General features: G+C 64.5%; 19 protein-coding genes. 15 read left to right on the plus strand and 4 right to left on the minus strand.

What is annotated here, in order from left to right:
- Positions 1–16 precede the first annotated feature (16 nt).
- From fadA to ACI766_RS09860, 5 genes are all read left to right on the plus strand, one after another.
- Positions 17–1,192 (plus strand): acetyl-CoA C-acyltransferase FadA, encoded by a 1,176-nt coding sequence (gene fadA, locus ACI766_RS09840; protein ID WP_003091203.1) that lies wholly within the window; start codon positions 17–19, stop codon positions 1,190–1,192.
- A gap of 193 nt (positions 1,193–1,385) precedes the next feature.
- Complete coding sequence (locus tag ACI766_RS09845) at positions 1,386–1,649, plus strand: DUF1653 domain-containing protein (RefSeq protein WP_019371623.1); 264 nt, start codon at positions 1,386–1,388, stop codon at positions 1,647–1,649.
- Between the two features lie 90 nt (positions 1,650–1,739).
- Positions 1,740–4,346 (plus strand): type I DNA topoisomerase, encoded by a 2,607-nt coding sequence (gene topA, locus ACI766_RS09850; RefSeq protein ID WP_003091201.1) that lies wholly within the window; start codon positions 1,740–1,742, stop codon positions 4,344–4,346.
- A 106-nt stretch (positions 4,347–4,452) separates the two neighbouring features.
- On the plus strand, positions 4,453–4,971 hold the full coding sequence (locus ACI766_RS09855; RefSeq protein ID WP_003113979.1) for a DUF6586 family protein: 519 nt from the start codon (positions 4,453–4,455) through the stop codon (positions 4,969–4,971).
- A gap of 205 nt (positions 4,972–5,176) precedes the next feature.
- On the plus strand, positions 5,177–5,410 hold the full coding sequence (locus tag ACI766_RS09860) for a hypothetical protein (protein ID WP_003109483.1): 234 nt from the start codon (positions 5,177–5,179) through the stop codon (positions 5,408–5,410).
- A 21-nt stretch (positions 5,411–5,431) separates the two neighbouring features.
- On the opposite strand, the gene sulA is transcribed toward ACI766_RS09860, so the two are convergent.
- Both sulA and lexA read right to left on the minus strand, forming a co-directional pair.
- On the minus strand, positions 5,432–5,917 hold the full coding sequence (gene sulA, locus ACI766_RS09865; RefSeq protein ID WP_003091197.1) for an SOS-induced cell division inhibitor SulA: 486 nt from the start codon (positions 5,915–5,917) through the stop codon (positions 5,432–5,434).
- An 11-nt stretch (positions 5,918–5,928) separates the two neighbouring features.
- On the minus strand, positions 5,929–6,543 hold the full coding sequence (gene lexA / locus ACI766_RS09870) for a transcriptional repressor LexA (protein WP_003091196.1): 615 nt from the start codon (positions 6,541–6,543) through the stop codon (positions 5,929–5,931).
- 231 nt (positions 6,544–6,774) lie between these two features.
- On the opposite strand from lexA, the gene psrA reads away from it, so the two are divergent.
- The 3 genes from psrA (at position 6,775) to ACI766_RS09885 (ending at position 9,425) form a co-directional block, all read left to right on the plus strand.
- Entirely contained in the window at positions 6,775–7,476 is a 702-nt protein-coding gene (psrA, locus tag ACI766_RS09875) for a transcriptional regulator PsrA (protein ID WP_087823894.1), read from the plus strand.
- 201 nt (positions 7,477–7,677) lie between these two features.
- A complete protein-coding gene (gene nagZ / locus ACI766_RS09880) occupies positions 7,678–8,676 on the plus strand; it encodes a beta-N-acetylhexosaminidase (RefSeq protein WP_003118092.1) in 999 nt (332 codons plus the stop codon).
- Between the two features lie 11 nt (positions 8,677–8,687).
- A complete protein-coding gene (locus tag ACI766_RS09885; RefSeq protein ID WP_003091193.1) occupies positions 8,688–9,425 on the plus strand; it encodes an S-methyl-5'-thioinosine phosphorylase in 738 nt (245 codons plus the stop codon).
- 45 nt (positions 9,426–9,470) lie between these two features.
- Here ACI766_RS09885 and ACI766_RS09890 read toward each other — a convergent pair whose 3' ends face one another.
- Together ACI766_RS09890 and mfd are read right to left on the minus strand one after the other, a co-directional pair.
- A complete protein-coding gene (locus ACI766_RS09890; RefSeq protein WP_003091190.1) occupies positions 9,471–10,100 on the minus strand; it encodes a CsiV family protein in 630 nt (209 codons plus the stop codon).
- 10 nt (positions 10,101–10,110) lie between these two features.
- Complete coding sequence (mfd, locus tag ACI766_RS09895; RefSeq protein ID WP_003091189.1) at positions 10,111–13,557, minus strand: transcription-repair coupling factor; 3,447 nt, start codon at positions 13,555–13,557, stop codon at positions 10,111–10,113.
- A 139-nt stretch (positions 13,558–13,696) separates the two neighbouring features.
- Between mfd and ACI766_RS09900 the strand changes: the two genes are divergently transcribed.
- The 7 genes from ACI766_RS09900 (at position 13,697) to nqrE (ending at position 21,542) form a co-directional block, all read left to right on the plus strand.
- A complete protein-coding gene (locus tag ACI766_RS09900; RefSeq protein ID WP_010793199.1) occupies positions 13,697–15,163 on the plus strand; it encodes a glyceraldehyde-3-phosphate dehydrogenase in 1,467 nt (488 codons plus the stop codon).
- A 101-nt stretch (positions 15,164–15,264) separates the two neighbouring features.
- Positions 15,265–16,674 (plus strand): amino acid permease, encoded by a 1,410-nt coding sequence (locus ACI766_RS09905; protein ID WP_003118089.1) that lies wholly within the window; start codon positions 15,265–15,267, stop codon positions 16,672–16,674.
- A gap of 258 nt (positions 16,675–16,932) precedes the next feature.
- Positions 16,933–18,270 (plus strand): Na(+)-translocating NADH-quinone reductase subunit A, encoded by a 1,338-nt coding sequence (locus ACI766_RS09910; protein WP_023129654.1) that lies wholly within the window; start codon positions 16,933–16,935, stop codon positions 18,268–18,270.
- Between the two features lie 3 nt (positions 18,271–18,273).
- On the plus strand, positions 18,274–19,485 hold the full coding sequence (locus tag ACI766_RS09915) for an NADH:ubiquinone reductase (Na(+)-transporting) subunit B (RefSeq protein WP_003109478.1): 1,212 nt from the start codon (positions 18,274–18,276) through the stop codon (positions 19,483–19,485).
- Complete coding sequence (locus ACI766_RS09920) at positions 19,478–20,263, plus strand: Na(+)-translocating NADH-quinone reductase subunit C (RefSeq protein WP_003091184.1); 786 nt, start codon at positions 19,478–19,480, stop codon at positions 20,261–20,263. The genes ACI766_RS09915 and ACI766_RS09920 overlap by 8 nt, the downstream gene beginning before the upstream one ends.
- Positions 20,260–20,934, plus strand: a complete 675-nt coding sequence (gene nqrD / locus ACI766_RS09925; RefSeq protein ID WP_003119802.1) for an NADH:ubiquinone reductase (Na(+)-transporting) subunit D — start codon at positions 20,260–20,262, stop codon at positions 20,932–20,934. Before ACI766_RS09920 ends, nqrD begins: the two co-directional genes overlap by 4 nt.
- Positions 20,934–21,542: an NADH:ubiquinone reductase (Na(+)-transporting) subunit E gene (gene nqrE / locus ACI766_RS09930; RefSeq protein ID WP_003091182.1), complete on the plus strand. Its 609-nt coding sequence runs from the start codon at positions 20,934–20,936 to the stop codon at positions 21,540–21,542. Before nqrD ends, nqrE begins: the two co-directional genes overlap by 1 nt.
- Positions 21,543–21,547: the final 5 nt, after the last annotated feature.

The following is a 21,547-nucleotide window of genomic DNA, read 5'->3' on the forward strand; positions in this document are numbered from 1 at the left end:
GAGCGAGAGTGAATTTATGAGCCTGAATCCGAGAGACGTCGTCATTGTCGACTTCGGCCGCACCCCGATGGGTCGTTCCAAGGGTGGCATGCACCGCAACACCCGCGCCGAGACCATGTCGGCGCACCTGATCAGCAAGCTGCTGGAGCGTAACCCGAAGGTCGACCCGGCCGAAGTGGAAGACGTGATCTGGGGCTGCGTCAACCAGACCCTGGAGCAGGGCTGGAACATCGCGCGCATGGCGTCGCTGATGACCCAGATCCCGCACACCAGCGCCGCGCAGACCGTCAGCCGCCTGTGCGGTTCGTCGATGAGCGCGCTGCACACCGCCGCCCAGGCGATCCAGACCGGCAATGGCGATGTATTCGTCATCGGCGGCGTGGAGCACATGGGCCACGTCGGCATGATGCATGGCGTCGACCCGAACCCGCACCTGTCCCTGTACGCCGCCAAGGCCTCGGGCATGATGGGCCTGACTGCGGAAATGCTCGGCAAGATGCACGGTATCAGCCGTGAGGCGCAGGACAAGTTCGGCGCGCGTTCGCACCAACTGGCCTGGAAGGCCACCCAGGAAGGCAAGTTCAAGGACGAGATCATCCCGATGGAAGGGTATGACGAGAACGGTTTCCTGAAAGTCTTCGACTTCGACGAGACCATTCGTCCGGAAACCACCGTCGAGACCCTGGCCGAGTTGAAGCCGGCGTTCAATCCGAAAGGCGGCACCGTGACCGCGGGGACCTCCTCGCAGATCACCGACGGTGCCTCCTGCATGATCGTGATGTCGGCCCAGCGCGCCCAGGACCTGGGCATCCAGCCGATGGCGGTGATCCGCTCCATGGCCGTGGCGGGTGTCGACCCGGCGATCATGGGCTACGGCCCGGTGCCGTCGACCAACAAGGCGCTCAAGCGTGCCGGCCTGACCATCGCCGACATCGATTTCGTCGAACTCAACGAAGCCTTCGCCGCCCAGGCCCTGCCTGTGCTGAAGGACCTCAAACTGCTCGACAAGATGGACGAGAAGGTCAACCTCCACGGCGGCGCCATTGCCCTGGGTCACCCGTTCGGTTGCTCCGGTGCACGCATTTCCGGCACCCTGTTGAACGTGATGAAGCAGAACGGCGGTACCCTTGGCGTGTCCACCATGTGCGTGGGCCTGGGACAGGGTATCACCACCGTCTTCGAGCGCGTCTAAGCGTTCGTGGAAGGGGAAAGCCGGGGCCTCGTGCCCCGGCTTTCGTTTTTCAGTGTCAGTCGTTTCCGGCTGCATCGAGCGAATGACGCCCCGGGAGCGCGGGTTTGCCTATTGTGCGATCCGTGCCTATACCGGGCTGTTGTATGTCGGCATTGTGCCGTTGTTTTCCGATTTTCGAGACAGGGTAAGGAACATGGACCTGCAGGCTGGGCTCTATCGTCATTACAAGGGACAGAACTACCGGGTCCTGGGTGTCGCGCGGCATTCGGAGACGGAAGAGGCGCTGGTGATCTACCAGGCGCTGTACGGCGAATTCGGTCTCTGGGTGCGTCCGCTGGAGATGTTCACCGAGGCCGTGGAGCTCGATGGCGAGTGGGTGCCGCGCTTCGTTCTGGTGAGTCCCGAGGCCGATCCCCTGGGCTTGCAGAAAGCTCCCGGCGGGGAAGACCGCGCTTGACCTTGGCTCGTTCGCCACTATATATAGCGGTGCCGCGCTAGTCGCTCCCTCCTTTATATTCATCTTTTCGACGCAGGAACCTTCCGATCCATGGGTAAATCGCTGGTCATCGTGGAATCCCCGGCCAAGGCCAAGACCATCAACAAGTACCTGGGCAGCCAGTACGTGGTGAAGTCGAGCATCGGCCACATCCGTGACCTGCCCACCAGTGGTTCGTCGAGTTCCAAGGAGCCGGCGGCCAAGGGCCGCAAGAGCGCCTCCGAGGCGCCGGCGCTGTCACCGAAGGAGAAGGCCAGGCGCCAACTGGTCTCGCGCATGGGGGTCGACCCCGAGCATGGCTGGAAGGCCAAGTACGAGATCCTGCCCGGCAAGGAAAAGGTCATCGACGAGCTGCGCCGCCTGGCCAAGGACGCCGACACCGTCTATCTCGCGACCGACTTGGACCGCGAAGGGGAGGCCATCGCCTGGCACCTGCGGGAAGCCATCGGCGGTGACGAAAGCCGCTACAAGCGCGTGGTATTCAACGAAATCACCAAGAAGGCCATTCAGGAGGCCTTCTCCCAGCCCGGCGAGCTCGATATCAACCGGGTGAACGCCCAGCAGGCGCGGCGTTTCCTCGACCGCGTGGTCGGCTACATGGTCTCGCCGCTGCTCTGGCAGAAGATTGCCCGCGGGTTGTCCGCCGGCCGCGTGCAGTCGGTGGCGGTGAAGCTGGTGGTGGAGCGCGAACGCGAGATCCGCGCCTTCGTCCCGGAAGAGTACTGGGAGGTGCATGCCGACCTCGGTACCGCCAAGGGCGCCAACGTGCGCTTCGAGGTTACCCGTGAGAAGGGCGAGGCCTTCAAGCCGCTCAACGAAGCCCAGGCCATGGCGGCCCTGGAAAAGCTCAAGGCCTCGGCCTATAGCGTCGCCAAGCGCGAGGACCGGCCGACCTCCAGCCGACCCTCGGCGCCGTTCATCACTTCCACCCTGCAGCAGGCGGCGAGCAACCGCCTGGGCTTCGGGGTGAAGAAGACCATGATGATGGCCCAGCGTCTCTACGAGGCCGGCTACATCACCTACATGCGTACCGACTCGACCAACCTGTCGGCCGATGCCATTGGCATGGTCCGCGGTTTCATCGAGGACGAGTTCGGCCAGAAGTACCTGCCGGGCAAGGCCAACGTCTACTCGAGCAAGGAGGGCGCCCAGGAAGCGCACGAGGCGATCCGTCCTTCCGACGTCAACCTCAAGCCGACCCAGCTGTCCGGCATGGAGCGTGACGCCGAGCGCCTGTACGACCTGATCTGGCGCCAGTTCGTGGCGTGCCAGATGACCCCGGCCGAATACCTCTCGACCAGCGTGAGCGTCACCGCCGGCGATTTCGAGCTGCGCGCCAAGGGCCGCATCCTCAAGTTCGACGGTTATACCCGGGTACTGCCGCAGCAGAGCAAGCCGGGCGAGGACGACGTCCTGCCGGAAATGAAGGAAGGCGAGAACCTCAAGCTGATCAAGCTCGATCCGAGCCAGCACTTCACCAAGCCGCCGGCGCGCTACTCCGAAGCGAGCCTGGTCAAGGAACTGGAGAAGCGCGGTATCGGCCGCCCCTCGACCTACGCGGCGATCATCTCCACCATCCAGGAGCGCGGCTACGTAACCACCCACAACCGCCGCTTCTATGCGGAGAAGATGGGCGACATCGTCACCGATCGGCTCAACGAGAGCTTCGCCAACCTGATGGACTACGGTTTCACCGCCGGGATGGAGGAGCATCTCGACGACGTGGCCCAGGGCGAGCGCGACTGGAAGCACCTGCTCGACGAGTTCTACGGCGATTTCAAGAAGAAGCTCGAGGTGGCCGAAGTCAGCGAGAAGGGGATGCGCGCCAACCAGCCGACCCTGACCAACATTCCCTGCCGCGAGTGCGGCCGGCCGATGATGATTCGTACCGCCTCCACCGGCGTGTTCCTCGGCTGCTCGGGCTACAGCCTGCCGCCGAAGGAGCGTTGCAAGGCGACCGTCAACCTGATTCCCGGCGACGAGATCGCCGCGGACGACGAGGGCGAGTCCGAGTCGCGGGTGTTGCGTGGCAAGCATCGCTGCCCGATCTGCAGTACCGCGATGGACGCCTACCTGCTGGACGAGAAACACAAGCTGCATATCTGCGGCAACAACCCCGACTGTCCGGGCTACGAGATCGAGGAAGGCCAGTACCGGATCAAGGGCTACGAAGGGCCGAGTCTGGAATGCGACAAGTGTGGCAGCGAGATGCAGTTGAAGACCGGCCGTTTCGGCAAGTTCTTCGGTTGCACCAATCCGACCTGCAAGAATACCCGCAAGCTGCTGAAGAATGGCGAGGCGGCGCCGCCGAAGATGGACGCCATCCGCATGCCTGAATTGAAGTGCGAGAAGGTGGACGATATCTACGTGCTGCGCGACGGCGCTTCGGGCATGTTCCTGGCCGCCAGCCAGTTCCCGAAGAACCGCGAGACCCGCGCGCCGTTGGTGAGCGAGATCATCCCGCACAAGGCCGAGCTGGATCCCAAGTACCATTACCTCTGCGACGCCCCGCAGAAAGACCCGGACGGCCGTCCCGCGGTGATCCGTTTCAGCCGCAAGACCAAGGAGCAATACGTGCAGTCCGAGGTCGATGGCAAGCCCACCGGCTGGCGCGCCTTCTACGATGGCGGCAAGTGGAAGGTCGAAGACAAGCGCTGATGGATGGCGCGCCCGCTTGCATGGGGCGCGCTTATACTGCGCGAAGGCCGGGCGCTGACCTGGCCTGCGCTCCGCATTCCTTCCAGTTTTAATCGGGAGTACCGGCATGGCCCAAGAGCTTTATACCCGCACCAACCAGAAGCTGTATTTCGCCGGGTTGGCTCTGGAGGCCTGGAAGCGAGCCGATGCCGAGCGGGCGATGAATGCCCAGGCGATCATCCAGGGGGAGCGCGAGTCGGCGCTGTTCCACCTTTATGGCGCAGTGCTCGGTGTATGCCATGAGATCGCCGGTTACTACCGTCTGCCGCAGGCTGCCGCTCCTCGCGTGGATGCATTGCTGAATGCCGAAGTGCTGGCGGCCGCGCCCAGCCCCGAGCTGGCTGAACTGGTGGAGTTGGCGTCGCAGCCGGAAACCTGGCTGGGCCAGTTGCTGGGCGCCTACTCCGAGCTGTTCCTGCCGCCGCGACCGACCAAGGCAGCGAAGATCGACCCCAGCACACCGTTGATCGTTGCCGTGAGTATCGACGAAGAAGCCCCCTTGCTTTCTCGCGAAACCCTCGAGGAATGGCGGCAGTCGCTGAAGCAATTGGTCCTGCGTTTTCGCGAGAGCCTGACGGAGCTGTAACGCCGTCGTCATTCGCCGATCAGCGGTAGGACATTTTCCTACCGTTCCACTCGGTTGATTTGCCAGCAAAAAAATTTAGCGGATGCCGTCCGGGCGCTCTGGAACCGCCGTTACAGGCGCGAGAGGGGAACCGGAAGGCGGATGCGGGCTAGGGATGCACTGGATGGGCTGTTACAATGTCGCGTCTTCGTAGAGAGCGTCTGTCATGCCAACATCCTTCCTTGAAATCGTAGAAATGCCCGACGGGCGCATCGTGCTGCGTCGCGCCGATGACGAGGAGGCGTTGGTGACCCTGGAGTTCTCCGGGGACGCGAAGAATTTCCTGCAAGGCCAGCATGTCGAAGTGGCCAAGGCCATGTTCAATGTCGGCGTGCAAATGGCCGGTCGTCTTGCCGAGGGCGAGATGGAACACGACGAAGGCCCCCGCGTCCTGCACTGAACGCTGTCCCCCGCCGTTTTTTCAACCCAGACGAATATTCAGGCTCTGTGCTTGGCCCAGTTGGGCGGCGCGGGACAGTTGCTTGCGCGCCGCCCGGCTCAGCGGTTCCAGCCAACTGACCACGGTGTGGCTGCGGCCCAGGCGCAAGGCCTCGCAACTGAGCGCCAGGGCAGCGGCGTTGTCCTTCGCCTGCAGTAGCAGGATGCGCTCGCGGTTCAGGCCGGCGCGGCGCAGCCATTCATGGGTCAGGCTCGCCGGCGGAGCGATCAGGGTCAGCCAGCGGGCATCCTGTTCCTCGCTGAGCTCGCGGAGAATCGGTGCGAGCAGGGTCAGGCAGTGCCCCGGCAGGCCGCTGAGCGAAAGTTCGCTAAAGGCAGCGGGTTCCTCGATGGAGGCGCTGGAAGGGCTGTCGATGACATCGTCGAGCAAGGGTGCGCCGTTGCTGGCCCAGAACGCTTCCTGGAACAGTGGCAACTGGGCGCTGGGCAGCGAGTGGGAGGTCTGCATGGTATCTCCTGTCAGCGCCGGATCACGCCGACGCTCAAGCCTTCGATGATCAGTTCCTGCTCCTTCAGATCGACTTCGATCGGAGCGAACTCAGGGTTTTCCGCCAGCAGCCAGACCTTGCTGCCTTCGCGCTTGAAGCGTTTCACCGTGACCTCCTCGCCGATCCGCGCGACCACCACCTGGCCGTTGCGCGCTTCGCGGGTGACGTGGACGGCCAGCAGGTCGCCGTCGAGGATGCCGATGTCCTTCATGCTCATGCCGCGCACGCGCAACAGGTAGTCGGCGCGAGGATTGAAGAAGGCGGGATTGATACGGCAGGATTCCTCGATGTTCTGTTCGGCGAGGATCGGTGCGCCGGCGGCGACCCGTCCGATCACCGGCAGGCCCTCATCGTCGTTGGCGGCATGCGGTTCGAAGCCGGGAATGCGGATGCCGCGAGAGGCGCCCGGAGTCATTTCGATGGCGCCCTTGCGTGCCAGCGCCTTGAGGTGCTCCTCGGCGGCGTTCGGCGACTTGAAGCCGAGTTCCTGGGCGATTTCCGCCCGGGTCGGCGGAAAGCCGTGGTCTTCCAGGCAGCGCTTGATGAAGGAGAGGATCTCGGCTTGGCGGGGCGTCAGCTTCTGCATGTCGTCGCTCTGTGTTTTTATCCAGTGACTGGGATTATATACAGTGAGCGGGGCGTGGCAATGATTTTCCGCATGACATTTCGTCCTGCGTCACGATGAAGTTGGCCAGTGTCTTGCTTCCGTTTTTCGGGACTTCTCTGTAATTTTCCTGACTGGTGCGTCATCTGCCGCTTGACAAGGGATGTGGCTGAAACGTATGTTTCAAACAAGTGTTTGTCAGGCGGAGAAACCATGGCCCAGTCGGAAACCGTCGAACGCATTCTCGATGCGGCGGAACAGCTGTTCGCGGAAAAAGGCTTCGCCGAAACCTCGTTGCGTCTGATCACCAGCAAGGCCGGGGTCAACCTGGCGGCGGTGAATTATCACTTCGGTTCGAAGAAGGCGCTGATCCAGGCGGTGTTCTCGCGCTTCCTCGGGCCATTCTGCGTCAGCCTGGAAAAGGAGATGGATCGTCGCCAGGCCAAGCCCGAGGCCCAGCACGCCACCCTGGAGGACCTCCTGCACCTGCTGGTGTCCCAGGCGATGGCGGTGAAGCCGCGCAGCGGCAACGACCTGTCGATCTTCATGCGCTTGCTCGGCCTGGCCTTCAGCCAGAGCCAGGGGCACCTGCGCAAGTACCTGGAGGAGGTCTACGGCAAGGTCTTCCGGCGCTACATGCTGCTGGTCAACGAGGCTGCGCCGAAGCTGCCGCCCATCGAGCTGTTCTGGCGCGTGCACTTCATGCTCGGCGCGGCCGCCTTCAGCATGTCGGGGATCAAGGCCCTGCGGGCGATGGCGGAAACCGATTTCGGCGTGAACACTTCCACCGAGCAGGTGATGCACCTGATGGTGCCGTTCTTCGCTGCCGGCATGCGCGCCGAGAGCGGCATCGACGATCCGCTGCTGGCCGGGGCGCAACTGCGCCCGCGGAACAAGACGCCCGCCAAGGCCTGATTGCAGACGGCGCCCCAGGGCGCCGTTTTTCTTTCTCCTTTCTCTGTGCTCCGGGCGGAACTCCATGCGCCGGGCCGGCTCCATTGGCAGGCGCGCGGTACCGCCCCGGGACTTAAGTCTTTCTGCCGGGTGCAGTACAGTGTGCGCTGTCTGAGGCCCGTGACGGCGGGCTTCGCTGATTTCCAGGCCATAGGACTCTTCATGCAAGGCTCTCTGATGCTCGACATCGGCGGCACCTGGCTGACCGCCGAGGACCGCCAAATCCTGCGCCACCCCGAGGTGGGCGGGCTGATCATCTTCGCTCGCAACATCGAGCATCCTGCCCAGGTTCGCGAACTGTGTGCGGCCATTCGCGCCATCCGTCCCGACCTGTTGCTGGCCGTCGACCAGGAAGGAGGGCGCGTGCAGCGCCTGCGCCAGGGCTTCGTGCGCCTGCCAGCGATGCGCGCGATCGCCGACAACCCCAATGCCGAAGAGCTGGCCGAGCATTGTGGCTGGCTGATGGCGACCGAGGTGCAGGCGGTCGGCCTCGACCTGAGTTTCGCGCCGGTGCTGGATCTCGACCACCAGCGCAGCGCCGTGGTCGGTAGCCGCGCCTTCGAGGGCGACCCGGAGCGTGCCGCGCTGCTTGCCGGTGCTTTCATTCGCGGCATGCATGCCGCCGGGATGGCCGCCACCGGCAAGCATTTTCCCGGTCACGGCTGGGCCGAGGCCGATTCCCATGTGGCGATTCCCGAAGACGCGCGCAGTCTCGAGGAAATCCGGCGCAGCGACCTGGTTCCGTTCGCCCGCCTGGCCGGACAGCTCGACGCGCTGATGCCGGCCCATGTCATCTATCCGCAGGTCGACCCGCAGCCCGCCGGCTTTTCCCGGCGCTGGTTGCAGGAGATCCTGCGCGGCGAGCTGAAGTTCGACGGGGTGATATTCAGCGACGACCTGTCGATGGCCGGTGCCCATGTGGTCGGCGACGCCGCCAGCCGCATCGAGGCCGCCCTGGCCGCGGGCTGCGACATGGGCCTGGTGTGCAACGACCGGGCTTCCGCCGAGCTGGCCCTGGCTGCCCTGCAACGCCTGAAGGTGACCCCGCCGTCGCGTCTGCAACGCATGCGTGGCAAGGGCTACGCGAATACCGACTATCGCCAGCAGCCGCGCTGGCTGGAAGCACTGTCCGCGTTGCGCGCTGCGCAACTGATTGATTGAGGGAGCTGTCGATGAGTGTCTACGCGATTATCGGAGGAACCGGCCTGACCCAGCTGGAAGGGCTGACGCTGAGCGAGTCCCTGCCGATCGAAACGCCGTATGGCGCGCCGTCCGCGCCGCTCCAGCGTGGCCGCTACGCCGGGCGCGAGGTGCTGTTCCTGGCACGTCACGGTCATCCGCACCGCTTCCCGCCGCACCAGGTGAACTACCGGGCCAATCTCTGGGCGCTGAAGCAGGCGGGTGCCGAGGCGGTGATCGCGGTCAACGCGGTGGGTGGCATCCATGCGGCGATGGGAACGGGGCACCTGTGCGTGCCGCACCAGTTGATCGACTACACCTCGGGACGCGAGCACACCTATTTCGCCGGCGATATCGAGCATGTCACCCATATCGACTTCAGCCACCCCTATGACGAGCCGTTGCGCCAGCGCCTGATCGAGGCGTTGCGTGCGTTGGGGCTGGCGCACAGCAGCCATGGGGTCTACGCCTGCACCCAAGGGCCGCGCCTGGAAACGGTGGCGGAAATCGCCCGGTTGGAGCGGGACGGCAACGATATCGTCGGCATGACCGGCATGCCCGAGGCGGCACTGGCCCGCGAGCTGGACCTGCCCTACGCCTGCCTGGCGCTGGTGGTCAATCCCGCGGCGGGCAAGTCGGCGGGGATCATCACCATGGCCGAAATCGAACAGGCGTTGCACGATGGCATCGGCAAGGTGCGCGAGGTGTTGGCGCGGGTCCTGGCCGGCTAGGCGGCCATCGCAACGAAAAAAAGGCCGCTATTGCGGCCTTTTTCGCTATTGCGCAGGAGGTGCGGCGTCGAAGCCGCCTTCGACGGGGGGCGCGTCCGCCGGTGCCTGCTGTTCTTCCATTTCCATGGGATTGGGGGCGGCGGGACGGGCGCCGACCGGCACCACCTTGATCAGGATGCCCAGGCTCGGATGGTCGAGATAGGTCAGTTCGCCATTCTTCAGCCGCGTGCCCTGCCTGATGTGCTGGCTGCCGGCGAGGAAACCGTCGTCGCCGAAGCGATTGACCCAGAAATCGGCCTCCATGTCGACGAAGCGCACCTGGCTGAGGGTCAGCGTACCTTCCACCGGGAAATGATGATCCTGTTCCTGGCCTTCGCTGAGGGCGATCTTCACCGGGGTCTCGCCGATGTCCTGGCGCCAGGCCTTGTGCAGCAGCACGGTGTAGCCGTTGTCCTGGCTGAGCTTGGCGAGCTGGTTGTCGAGCGCGGTGGCGCGCAGGGCGTCGCTGGCCAGCGGCTGTGCGCCGGTGGCCCAGTCGTCCGGGGCCGGCTGGCTGGACGGCACGGCATCGCCGGCCTGGCGGAACACCACCAGTTCCACCTGGTAGGGACCGCCGGCGAATGCCGCGGGGGCGGCCAGTGAGAGCAGCAGGGCAAGGCAACGGAACAAGCGCATAGGCTAATCCTTAGGTGGTTTGCGGTGTCAGGCGCTCGAACAGCGCCTCCAGGGTATTGAAGCGTTCTTCCGGTCGTTCCATGGGCACCTGGAAGCGGAACAGGGTTGCGCCTTCGAACTTGTAGCGGTTCGGTTGGCCCTGGATCAGCTTGATCAATACCAGCGGGTCGACCTGGGTATCGGCGGCGAATTCTATACGACCGCCCTGCGGTCCGGCATCGACCTTGAGTATTCCAAGTTTTTCCGCCTGCAGTTTCAGAAGGGTCAGGCGCATCAGGTTCTTCGCCGGATCGGGCAGGAGCCCGAAGCGGTCGATCATCTCCACCTGCAACTCGCGCAAACCTTCCTCGTCAGGGGCGTTGGCGATGCGCTTGTAGAGGATCAGCCGGGCATGCACGTCGGGCAGGTAATCCTCGGGGATCAGCGCAGGCACCCGCAGGTTGACCTCCGGCCCGCCGCCCAGTGGCTGCTCGAGGTTCGGTTGCTCGCCCTTGCGGATGGCCTTCACCGCCCGTTCGAGCATTTCCATGTAGAGGGTGAAGCCGACCGCCTGGATCTGCCCGCTCTGGCCATCGCCGAGCAACTCGCCGGCGCCGCGGATCTCCAGGTCGTGGGTGGCGAGGACGAAGCCGGCGCCCAGGTCCTGGGCGTTGGCGATGGCTTCCAGGCGTTTCTCGGCGTCCGGGGTCATCTGACGGCGCGGCGGTGTCAGCAGGTAGGCGTAGGCCTGGTGGTGGCTGCGACCGACGCGGCCGCGCAACTGGTGCAACTGGGCCAGGCCGAACTTGTCGGCGCGCTCGATGAGGATGGTGTTGGCGCTGGGCACGTCGATGCCGGTCTCGATGATGGTCGAGGCCACCAGCACGTTGAAGCGCTTGTGGTAGAAGTCGCTCATCACCTGTTCCAGCTCGCGCTCGTGCATCTGTCCGTGGCCGATGCCGATGCGCGCCTCCGGGACCAGTTCGGCGAGGTCGCGGGCGCACTTCTCGATGGTCTTCACTTCGTTGTGCAGGTAGTACACCTGGCCGCCGCGCAGCAGTTCGCGGAGCAGCGCTTCCTTGATTACCGCGTTCTGCTGCTCCATGACGAAGGTGCGCACCGACAGGCGGCGCGCCGGCGGCGTGGCGATGATGGACAGGTCGCGCATGCCGGAGACGGCCATGTTCAGGGTCCGCGGGATCGGCGTGGCGGTGAGGGTGAGGATGTCCACTTCGCTGCGCAGGGCCTTGAGCTGCTCCTTCTGGCGCACCCCGAAGCGGTGTTCCTCGTCGATCACGACCAACCCCAGGTTGGCGAACTTCACGTCTTCCTGGAGCAGCTTATGGGTCCCGATGAGGATGTCGATCTTGCCTTCGGCCAGTAGCCGCGCGGCGTTCTCGACTTCCTTGGCGCTCTTGAAGCGGCTCATCACCTCGACGCTCACCGGCCAGTCGGCGAAGCGGTCGCGAAAGCTGTTGTAGTGCTGCTGGGCGAGCAGGGTGGTGGGCACCAGCACCGCCACCTGCTTGCCGCTATGCACGGCGACGAACGCCGCGCGCATCGCCACTTCGGTCTTGCCGAAGCCGACGTCGCCGCAGACCAGGCGGTCCATGGGCCTGGGCGCGAGCATGTCGGCGACCACCGCCTCGATGGCGCTTTGCTGGTCCGGCGTCTCCTCGAACGGGAAGCCGGCCGAGAAGGTCGCGTAGTCGGCCTGCGGATCCTTGAACGCGAAGCCTTCGCGGGCGGCGCGGCGGGCGTAGATGTCGAGCAGTTCGGCGGCGACGTCGCGAACCTGTTCGGCGGCCTTGCGCTTGGCCTTCTGCCAGGTTTCCGAGCCGAGCCGGTGCAGCGGCGCCAGGGCGTCGTCGGCGCCGGTGTAGCGGGCGATCAGGTGCAGGTTGGCGACCGGCACGTAGAGCTTGGCGTCCTCGGCGTATTGCAGCATGAGGAATTCCGCCTGCTGGTTGTCCACCTCGAGGGTGATCAGGCCCAGGTAGCGGCCGACGCCATGGTCGATGTGCACCACCGGCGCGCCTTCGCGCAGCTCGGTGAGGTTCTTGATCACCGCGTCGCCGCCGTCTCGGGTCTTTTCCCGGCGCCGGCGCTGCATGACGCGCTGGCCGAACAGCGGGCTTTCGGCGACCAGGGCGAGTGCCGGATGGTCCAGCAGCAGGCCCTCGTCCAGCGGCGCGATGCTGATCGCCAGGCGTGCCTGGCTGGCGAGGAAGGCCGGCCAGCCGTCGACTTCCTCGGGGCGCAGCTTCAGTCGGGCCAGCAGCTCCAGCAGGACTTCCCGGCGTCCTGGCGATTCGGCGCAGAACAGTACGCGGCCGGGGAACTCCTCGATGAACCGGCGCAGCGCGGCCAGCGGCTCGGCGGCCTTAGCTTCGATCGCCAGGTTCGGCAGCGGCAGGGCCGGGAAGCGCTCGCGCCCGACGCCCGGCTCGACGTCCTCCTGGCTGGCGACCACCCGTGGCCAGTTCTTCAGCCGGGCGAAGCAGTCTTCCACCGGAAGGAACACTTCCGCCGGCGGCAGCAATGGCCGTTCCGGATCGACCCGGCGGTCCTCGTAGCGGCTGCGTACGTCATTCCAGAACTGCTCCGCGGCCTGTTCGATGCCGGGCAGGGAGAATACCTGGGTGTCTTGCGGCAGGTAGTCGAAGAGGGTCGCGGTTTCCTCGAAGAACAGCGGCAGGTAGTACTCGATTCCCGAGGGTGTCAAACCGCTGGCGAGGTCCTGGTAGATCGGGCAGCGCCGGTAGTCAACGTCGAAGCGCTCGCGGAAGCGGCCGCGGAAACCGGTGACCGCTTCCTTGTTCAGGGGGAATTCGCGTGCCGGCAGCAGGCGGATCGACTCGACCTTGTCGATGGAGCGCTGGGTCTCCGGGTCGAAGGTGCGCAGGGTCTCGATCTCGTCGTCGAACAGGTCGATACGGAAGGGCAACTCGCTGCCCATCGGGAACAGGTCGATCAGCGCGCCGCGGACGGCGAATTCGCCGTGCTCGTAGACCGTGTCGACGCAGCGGTAGCCGGCGCCTTCCAGGCGCAGGCGCATCCGCTCGACGTCGAGTTTCTGGCCGACGTCGAGGACCAGGCTGCTGCCGAGCAGGAAGCGGGTCGGCGCCAGGCGGTGCAAGGCGGTGGAGATCGGCACCACCAGCACGCCGTGCTTGAGCTGCGGCAACTGGTAGAGGGCGGCGATGCGCTGGGAAATGATGTCCTGGTGCGGTGAAAAGACGTCGTAGGGCAGGGTTTCCCAATCGGGGAAATGCAATACCGGCAGGTCGGGGGCGAAGAACCGCAGTTCCTGTTCCAGGCGTTCGGCATTCTGGCTGTCGGCGGTCAGCAGCAGGGTGAAGCGCTTGGCGGAACTGGCGGCCTCGGCGACAGCCAGGCTCAGCGCGGCACCGGGGAGGTTGCCCCAGTGTTGCTTGCCGGCGCTGGCCGGCAGGCTGGGAAGACGCAGTACGGACACGGGCAAGCTGGGCTCCGGTCGGGAATTTGACCCGCCGGATTGTAACTTTCCCGACTGCTGGATGTCAGTCTTCCGACTGCTGCAGATTGCCGAGCCTGGCCGGCGCGGTCATAATGTAGCCCCTTTTTTCATCCCCTACATGTGGAAGGTATTGCCCGTGACTCAGAAGCCCGACCAGTGTCTCGGTGAATGGATCGATCGTGAAGCCATCGCGGAAGCCATGATCCCGCTGATTGGCCAGCTCTACCGCAATAACAATGTGGTGACCTCGATCCATGGCCGTGGTCTGATCAACCGCTCGGTGATCGCGATCATGAAGGCGCATCGTTTCGCCCGTCATCGCATGGCTGATGACGCCGAGCTGTCGGTTCACGAGACGTTCCCGATCCTCAAGGCGATGAGCGAGCTCAAGCTGGGCGCCGCTTCCGTCGATCTGGGCAAGATGGTCGCCAAGTTCAAGGCAGAAGGTAACGGCCGCAGCATCGAGGACTTCGTCAAGGCCGAGCTGGCCGAGGTGGTCGGCAAGCAGAACGGCGATGCCCGCGAAGGCACCGACGTCGTGCTCTACGGCTTCGGCCGCATCGGCCGCCTGCTGGCGCGCATCCTGATCGAGAAGACCGGCGGCGGCGACGGCCTGCGCCTGCGCGCGATCGTCGTGCGCAAGGGCGCCGAGAACGACCTGGTCAAGCGGGCCAGCCTGCTGCGTCGGGACTCGGTGCACGGTCCGTTCGACGGCACCATCACCATCGACGAAGAAAACAACACGCTGACCGCCAACGGCAACCTGATCCAGGTGATCTACTCCAACGACCCGGCGTCGATCGACTACACCCAGTACGGCATCAAGAACGCCCTGCTGGTCGACAACACCGGCAAGTGGCGCGACGCCGAAGGCCTCGGCCAGCACCTGAAGTGCCCGGGGATCGATCGCGTGGTCCTTACCGCTCCGGGCAAGGGTGCGCTGAAGAACATCGTGCACGGTATCAACCACACCGACATCGGCGCCGACGACAAGATCATCTCGGCCGCCTCCTGCACCACCAACGCCATCGTGCCGGTGCTGAAGGCCGTCAACGACCAGTACGGCATCGTCAACGGTCACGTCGAGACCGTTCACTCGTACACCAACGACCAGAACCTGATCGACAACTTCCACAAGGGCAGTCGTCGTGGCCGCAGCGCGCCGCTGAACATGGTGATCACCGAGACCGGTGCCGCCACCGCCGCGGCCAAGGCCCTGCCGGTGCTGAAAGGCAAGCTGACCGGCAATGCGATCCGTGTGCCGACGCCGAACGTGTCCATGGCGATCCTCAACCTGAACCTGGAAAAGGCCACCACCCGCGAAGAGATCAACGAGTACCTGCGCCAGATGGCCATGCACTCGGACCTGCAGAAGCAGATCGACTTCGTCAGCTCCCAGGAAGTGGTTTCCACCGACTTCGTCGGTTCGCGCCATGCCGGCGTGGTGGACGCCGAGGCGACCATCTGCAACGACAACCGTGTCGTCCTGTACGTGTGGTACGACAACGAGTTCGGCTACAGCTGCCAGGTAGTGCGCGTGATGGAAGACATGGCTGGGGTCAACCCGCCGGCCTTCCCGCGTTGATGCGCAAGGCGTAGAGGAAAACGGGAGCTCTCGGGCTCCCGTTTTTCATTTCTGTGGATAACCAGAACAAGAAACTACTCACTTCGATTTAGGGTTTTTCAATGGATGGTCAACATCTGCACCAGGGCGAGCTGAAGCGTGGCCTGAAGAATCGCCACATCCAGTTGATCGCGCTGGGCGGGGCGATCGGCACCGGGCTGTTCCTCGGCTCGGCGGGCGTCATCAAGACGGCCGGCCCGTCGATGATCCTCGGTTACGCCATTGGCGGCTTCATCGCCTTCCTGATCATGCGCCAGCTCGGCGAGATGATCGTCGAGGAGCCGGTGGCCGGCTCCTTCAGTCACTTCGCACACAAGTACTGGGGCGGATTCGCCGGTTTCCTTTCCGGCTGGAACTACTGGGTGCTGTACATCCTGGTGGGCATGTCGGAGCTGACCGCGGTGGGCAAGTACATCCAGTATTGGTGGCCGGACGTGCCGACCTGGGCGACGGCGGCGGCGTTCTTCGTGCTGATCAACGCGATCAACCTGGCCAACGTGAAAGCCTTCGGCGAGACCGAGTTCTGGTTCGCGATCATCAAGGTAGCGGCGATCGTCGGCATGATCCTGCTCGGTATCTACCTGCTGGTCGGCGGCGGTGGCGGACCGCAAGCCTCGGTGAGCAACCTGTGGGACCGCGGCGGCTTCTTCCCCAACGGTCTCAGCGGCCTGGTGATGACCCTGGCGATCATCATGTTCTCCTTCGGGGGGCTGGAGTTGGTGGGTATCACCGCCGCCGAGGCGTCCGAGCCGCGGAAGGTGATCCCGAAGGCGATCAACCAGGTGATCTACCGGATCCTGATCTTCTATATCGGCGCCCTGGCGGTGCTGCTCTCGCTGTATCCATGGGACCAGTTGGTGGAGACCATCAACGCTTCCGGCGACGACTACAGCGGCAGCCCGTTCGTGCAGATCTTCTCGTTGATCGGCAGCGGCACCGCGGCCAACATCCTCAACTTCGTAGTACTCACCGCGGCATTGTCGGTCTACAACAGCGGCGTCTACTGCAACAGCCGGATGCTCTACGGCCTGGCCGCCCAGGGTGACGCGCCGAAGGTGCTGATGTCGGTGGACCGCCGGGGCGTGCCGGTGCTGTCGATCCTGGTCTCGGCGCTGATCACCTTCCTCTGCGTGATCGTCAACTACGTATTGCCGCACAAGGCGCTGGAGCTGCTGATGTCGCTGGTGGTGGCGGCGCTGGTGATCAACTGGGCGATGATCAGCCTGTCGCACCTGAAGTTCCGCGCGGCGATGAAGCGCCAGGGCGTGGACACCTTCTTCAAGGCGCTCTGGTCGCCGTTCAGCAACTACCTGTGCCTGGCCTTCGTGGTGTTCATCCTTGGCATCATGCTGATGATCCCCGGGATCAACATCTCGGTGTACGCCATTCCATTCTGGCTGCTGCTGATGTGGTTGTGCTACCGGGTCAAGCTGTCGCTGGCGGAAAGGCGCGGGCTCGGCCAGCAGGCCTGAGCCTGCGGGTGGCGCAGGACGGGAGCTTCGGCTCCCGTTTTTCATTTCGCACGGGCATGTTTTTCTGTCGTTTTCTGTTACGCGTTTCAAGACCCGGTGTGCGGCTTGGGTGGCTCCCGGGGAGGTGGCTCTTTATAATCCCGGGGTTACCTTGCGGGGCCATTCATCAATCGTGCCAATTCAGTACGTTGCGCGCGATGATGGTCATTTTCTGACTTGGGCCTCGTCTTTTCTGTCCACGACCACTAGGCACTAGACATGATCAAGATAAAACGTGGCCTGGACCTGCCCATCAGCGGCGCCCCCGAACAGCGCATCGAGGCAGCACGCCCGGTACGCAGCGTGGCGTTGATCGGTTTCGACTACCACGGCATGAAGCCGACCATGGCGGTGCAGGTAGGCGACCGGGTGAAGCTGGGGCAGGTGCTGTTCACCGACAAGAAGAATCCCTCCGTCAGCTATACCGCACCCGGCGCCGGTGTGGTCAGTGCCATCCATCGTGGCGAGAAGCGCGTCCTGCAATCGGTGGTCATCGATCTCGACGGCGACGAGCAACTGGAGTTCGCCCGTTATCCCGCTGACAAACTCGCCACGCTGAGCGCCGAGCAGGTCCGCGACAACCTGTTGCAGTCGGGCCTGTGGACCGCGCTGCGGACCCGGCCGTTCAGCAAGGTGCCCGATCCCGAGTCCAGCCCCAGTTCGATTTTCGTCACTGCCATCGATACCCAGCCGCTGGCCGCCGATCCGCAGGTGGTTATCGCGGAGCAGGGCGAGGCCTTCCAGGCCGGGCTGACGGTGCTCGGGCGCCTGGCCCGGGTGTTCCTGTGCAAGGCGGAAGGCGTTTCGCTACCCGGCGAGGCGCTCTCCGGCGTGACCGCGCAAGCCTTCGCCGGTCCGCATCCGGCGGGCCTGCCCGGCACCCATATCCACTTCCTCGACCCGGTGGGTGCCGGCAAGAGCGTGTGGAACCTGAACTACCAGGACGTGATCGCCATCGGCAAGCTGTTCACGACCGGGCAATTGTGGACCGAGCGGGTGATCGCCCTGGCCGGTCCGGTGGTGGAAAAGCCGCGTCTGGTGCGCACCCGCTTGGGCGCCAACCTCGACGAACTGGCCGCCGGCCAGCTGCAGCCGGGCAACAACCGGCTGATCTCCGGCTCCGTGCTGGGCGGTCGCACCGCCCATGGCGCCTACGCCTACCTGGGGCGCTACCACCTGCAGTTGTCCTGTCTCAAGGAGGGCGACCAGCGCGAGTTCCTCCACTACCTGCGCGCCGGGGTGGAAAAGCATTCGCTGCTCAACGTGTTCGTCTCCAGGCTGCTCGGTGGCAAGCGTTTCGCCTTCACCACCAGCACCAACGGCAGCCCACGGGCGATGGTGCCGGTAGGTAACTACGAGGCGGTGATGCCGCTGGATATCCTGCCGACCCAACTGCTGCGCTACCTGATCGTCGGCGACACGGAAATGGCCCAGAAGCTCGGCGCCCTGGAACTCGACGAAGAGGACCTGGCGCTGTGCAGCTACGTCTGCGCCGGCAAGTACGAATACGGCCCGATTCTGCGGGACAACCTGGCACGCATCGAGCAGGAGGGCTGAGCCATGGGTTTGCGTAACCTGCTCGACAAGGTCGAGCATCATTTCGAGAAGGGCGGGCGCTACGAGAAGTGGTACCCGCTGTACGAAGCCGTGGACACCTTCCTCTATCGTCCCGGCAGCGTCACCCGCACCACTGCACACGTGCGCGACGGCATCGACCTGAAGCGCATGATGATCATCGTCTGGCTGTGCACCTTCCCGGCGATGTTCTTTGGCATGTACAACGTCGGCCACCAGGCCAACCTGATCTTCGCCCAGAGCCCCGACCTGTTGAGCGCCCAGGATGGCTGGCGCTTCGCCCTGATCGGCGCGCTGGCCGGGTTCGACCCGAACAGCCTGTGGGATTGCCTGGTCCAGGGCGCCGCGTACTTCCTGCCGGTGTACCTGACCACCTTCATCGTCGGCGGTTTCTGGGAGGTGCTGTTCGCCAGCATCCGCCGCCACGAGGTCAACGAAGGCTTCTTCGTCACCTCGGTGCTGTTCGCCCTGACCCTGCCGCCGTCCGTCCCGCTGTGGCAGGTAGCCCTGGGGATCAGCTTCGGCGTGGTGCTGGGCAAGGAAGTGTTCGGCGGCACCGGGAAGAACTTCCTCAATCCGGCACTGGTCGGCCGGGCCTTCCTGTTCTTCGCCTACCCGGCGCAGATGTCCGGCGACGCGGTATGGACCTCGGTGGACGGCTTCGCCGGCGCCACCTCGCTGAGCCTGGCCGCCGCCGGCGGGGTGGACAACATCCTCGGCCACGGCCTGACCTGGATGGATGCCTTCCTCGGCCACATGCAGGGGTCGATGGGCGAGACCAGCACTCTGGCGATCTTCATCGGCGGCGCCGTGCTGCTGCTGACCCGCATCGCCTCCTGGCGCATCGTCGCCGGGGTGATGCTGGGGATGGTCGCCATGAGCTACCTGTTCAACGCCATCGGCTCGGCCAGCAACCCGATGTTCGCCATGCCCTGGTATTGGCACCTGGTCACCGGCGGCTTCGCCTTCGGCATGATCTTCATGGCCACCGACCCGGTCTCGGCGTCCATGACCGATACCGGCAAGTGGCTGTTCGGCGCCCTGATCGGAGTGATGGTCATGCTGATCCGGGTGGTCAACCCGGCGTTCCCGGAAGGCATGATGCTGGCGATCCTGTTCGCCAACCTGTTCGCACCGCTGATCGACCATTTCGTCGTTCAGGCCAACATCAAGCGGAGGCTGGCGCGCAATGGCTAATCAAGAATCCACCACCCGCACACTGCTGGTAGCCCTGGTGGTGTGCCTGGTCAGCTCGGTGTTCGTCGCCGGCGCGGCGGTGGCGCTGAAGCCGACCCAGGCGGAAAACCGCCTGCTCGACAAGCAGCGCAGCATCCTCGCCATCGCCGGTCTCGGCGAGCCGGGCATGTCCGGCAAAGAGGTCAAGGCGCTGTTCGACAGTCGCATCACCGCCAAGGTGGTCGACCTGCAGAGCGGCACCTTCAGCGATGCCCAGGACCCGCTCGGCTACGACCCGCTGAAAGCGGCCAAGGACCCGGCGCTGTCGGAGGCGCTGCCCGCCGCCGAGGACATCGCCTCGATCAAGCGCCGCGAGCGCTACACCACGGTCTACCTGGTGGAGACCGACGGCAAGCTCGACACCCTGATCCTGCCGGTGCGCGGCTACGGTCTGTGGTCGACCCTGTACGGCTTCCTGGCGCTCAAGGGCGACCTCAACACGGTCGCCGGCTTCGGCTTCTACCAGCATGGCGAGACCCCCGGTCTCGGCGGCGAGGTCGACAATCCGAAATGGAAGGCGCTGTGGGTCGGCAAGACCCTCTACGACGCCCAGGGCGATCTTGCCGTACAGATCATCAAGGGCTCGGTGGACCCGCAATCGGCGAAGGCGACCCACCAGGTCGACGGCCTGGCCGGCGCCACCCTGACCAGCAAGGGTGTCGACAACCTGCTGCATTTCTGGCTCGGCAAGGACGGTTTCGACGCCTTCCTCGCCAATCTGCGCAAAGGGGAGGCGTGATGGCTGCTCAACCCACGATCCGCGAAGTCCTGTTCAATCCGGTCTTCCAGAACAATCCGATCGGCCTGCAGATCCTCGGGATCTGCTCGGCGCTGGCGGTAACCTCGAACCTGAAGACCGCTACCGTCATGGCCATCGCCCTGACCCTGGTGACCGGCTTCTCCAACCTGTTCATCTCGATGATCCGCCGGCAGATTCCCAGCTCGATCCGGATGATCGTGCAGATGGTGATCATCGCCTCGCTGGTGATCGTCGTCGACCAGGTGCTCAAGGCCTATGCCTATAGCCTGAGCAAGCAGCTCTCGGTGTTCGTCGGGCTGATCATCACCAACTGCATCGTGATGGGCCGCGCCGAAGCCTTCGCCATGGCCAACCCGCCGCTCGTGTCGTTCTTCGACGGCATCGGCAACGGTCTCGGCTACAGCGCCATGCTGCTGGTGCTGGGCTTCGTCCGCGAGCTGTTCGGCGCCGGCAAGCTCTACGGCATCAGCGTGTTGCCGACGGTCAACGATGGCGGCTGGTACCAGCCGAACGGCCTGCTCCTGCTGCCGCCTTCGGCGTTCTTCCTGATCGGCCTGATCATCTGGGCCCTGCGGACCTGGAAGAAAGACCAGGTCGAGGCCCCGACCTACAAGATGGCCCCGCAGGTATCCAGCAAGGAGGCTTACTGATGGAGCACTACATCAGCCTGTTCGTGAAGGCCGTGTTTGTCGAGAACATGGCGCTGGCGTTCTTCCTCGGCATGTGTACCTTCATCGCCATCTCGAAGAAGGTGGAGACCGCCATCGGCCTGGGTATCGCGGTGATCGTGGTGCAGACCATCACCGTGCCGGCCAACAACCTGATCTACACCTACCTGCTCAAGGACGGCGCGCTGGCCTGGGCCGGGCTGCCCGAGGTGGACCTGAGTTTCCTCGGCCTGCTCAGCTACATCGGGGTGATCGCCGCCATCGTGCAGATCCTCGAGATGCTCCTCGACAAGTACGTACCCAGCCTCTACAACGCGCTGGGCGTGTTCCTGCCGCTGATCACGGTGAACTGCGCGATCATGGCCGGCTCGCTGTTCATGGTCGAGCGCGACTACAACCTTGCCGAGAGCACGGTGTACGGCGTCGGCTCGGGCTTTTCCTGGGCGCTGGCGATCGCCGCGCTGGCGGGTATCCGCGAGAAGCTCAAGTACAGCGACGTCCCCGAGGGCCTGCAGGGCCTGGGGATCACCTTCATCACCATCGGCCTGATGTCGTTGGGCTTCATGTCGTTCTCCGGCGTGCAGTTGTAAGGAGA

Origin of the sequence: Pseudomonas sp. DL (assembly GCF_047199225.1) — a bacterium.
GTDB lineage: Bacteria > Pseudomonadota > Gammaproteobacteria > Pseudomonadales > Pseudomonadaceae > Pseudomonas > Pseudomonas aeruginosa.

Bases quoted from the DNA above. Each gene is read 5' to 3' on its own strand.
- fadA (WP_003091203.1), top strand. From the start codon at position 17: ATGAGCCTGAATCCGAGAGACGTCGTCATTGTCGACTTCGGCCGCACC.
- ACI766_RS09845 (WP_019371623.1), top strand. From the start codon at position 1,386: ATGGACCTGCAGGCTGGGCTCTATCGTCATTACAAGGGACAGAACTAC.
- topA (WP_003091201.1), top strand. From the start codon at position 1,740: ATGGGTAAATCGCTGGTCATCGTGGAATCCCCGGCCAAGGCCAAGACC.
- ACI766_RS09855 (WP_003113979.1), top strand. From the start codon at position 4,453: ATGGCCCAAGAGCTTTATACCCGCACCAACCAGAAGCTGTATTTCGCC.
- ACI766_RS09860 (WP_003109483.1), top strand. From the start codon at position 5,177: ATGCCAACATCCTTCCTTGAAATCGTAGAAATGCCCGACGGGCGCATC.
- sulA (WP_003091197.1), bottom strand. From the start codon at position 5,917: ATGCAGACCTCCCACTCGCTGCCCAGCGCCCAGTTGCCACTGTTCCAG.
- lexA (WP_003091196.1), bottom strand. From the start codon at position 6,543: ATGCAGAAGCTGACGCCCCGCCAAGCCGAGATCCTCTCCTTCATCAAG.
- psrA (WP_087823894.1), top strand. From the start codon at position 6,775: ATGGCCCAGTCGGAAACCGTCGAACGCATTCTCGATGCGGCGGAACAG.
- nagZ (WP_003118092.1), top strand. From the start codon at position 7,678: ATGCAAGGCTCTCTGATGCTCGACATCGGCGGCACCTGGCTGACCGCC.
- ACI766_RS09885 (WP_003091193.1), top strand. From the start codon at position 8,688: ATGAGTGTCTACGCGATTATCGGAGGAACCGGCCTGACCCAGCTGGAA.
- ACI766_RS09890 (WP_003091190.1), bottom strand. From the start codon at position 10,100: ATGCGCTTGTTCCGTTGCCTTGCCCTGCTGCTCTCACTGGCCGCCCCC.
- ACI766_RS09900 (WP_010793199.1), top strand. From the start codon at position 13,697: ATGTGGAAGGTATTGCCCGTGACTCAGAAGCCCGACCAGTGTCTCGGT.
- ACI766_RS09905 (WP_003118089.1), top strand. From the start codon at position 15,265: ATGGATGGTCAACATCTGCACCAGGGCGAGCTGAAGCGTGGCCTGAAG.
- ACI766_RS09910 (WP_023129654.1), top strand. From the start codon at position 16,933: ATGATCAAGATAAAACGTGGCCTGGACCTGCCCATCAGCGGCGCCCCC.
- ACI766_RS09915 (WP_003109478.1), top strand. From the start codon at position 18,274: ATGGGTTTGCGTAACCTGCTCGACAAGGTCGAGCATCATTTCGAGAAG.
- ACI766_RS09920 (WP_003091184.1), top strand. From the start codon at position 19,478: ATGGCTAATCAAGAATCCACCACCCGCACACTGCTGGTAGCCCTGGTG.
- nqrE (WP_003091182.1), top strand. From the start codon at position 20,934: ATGGAGCACTACATCAGCCTGTTCGTGAAGGCCGTGTTTGTCGAGAAC.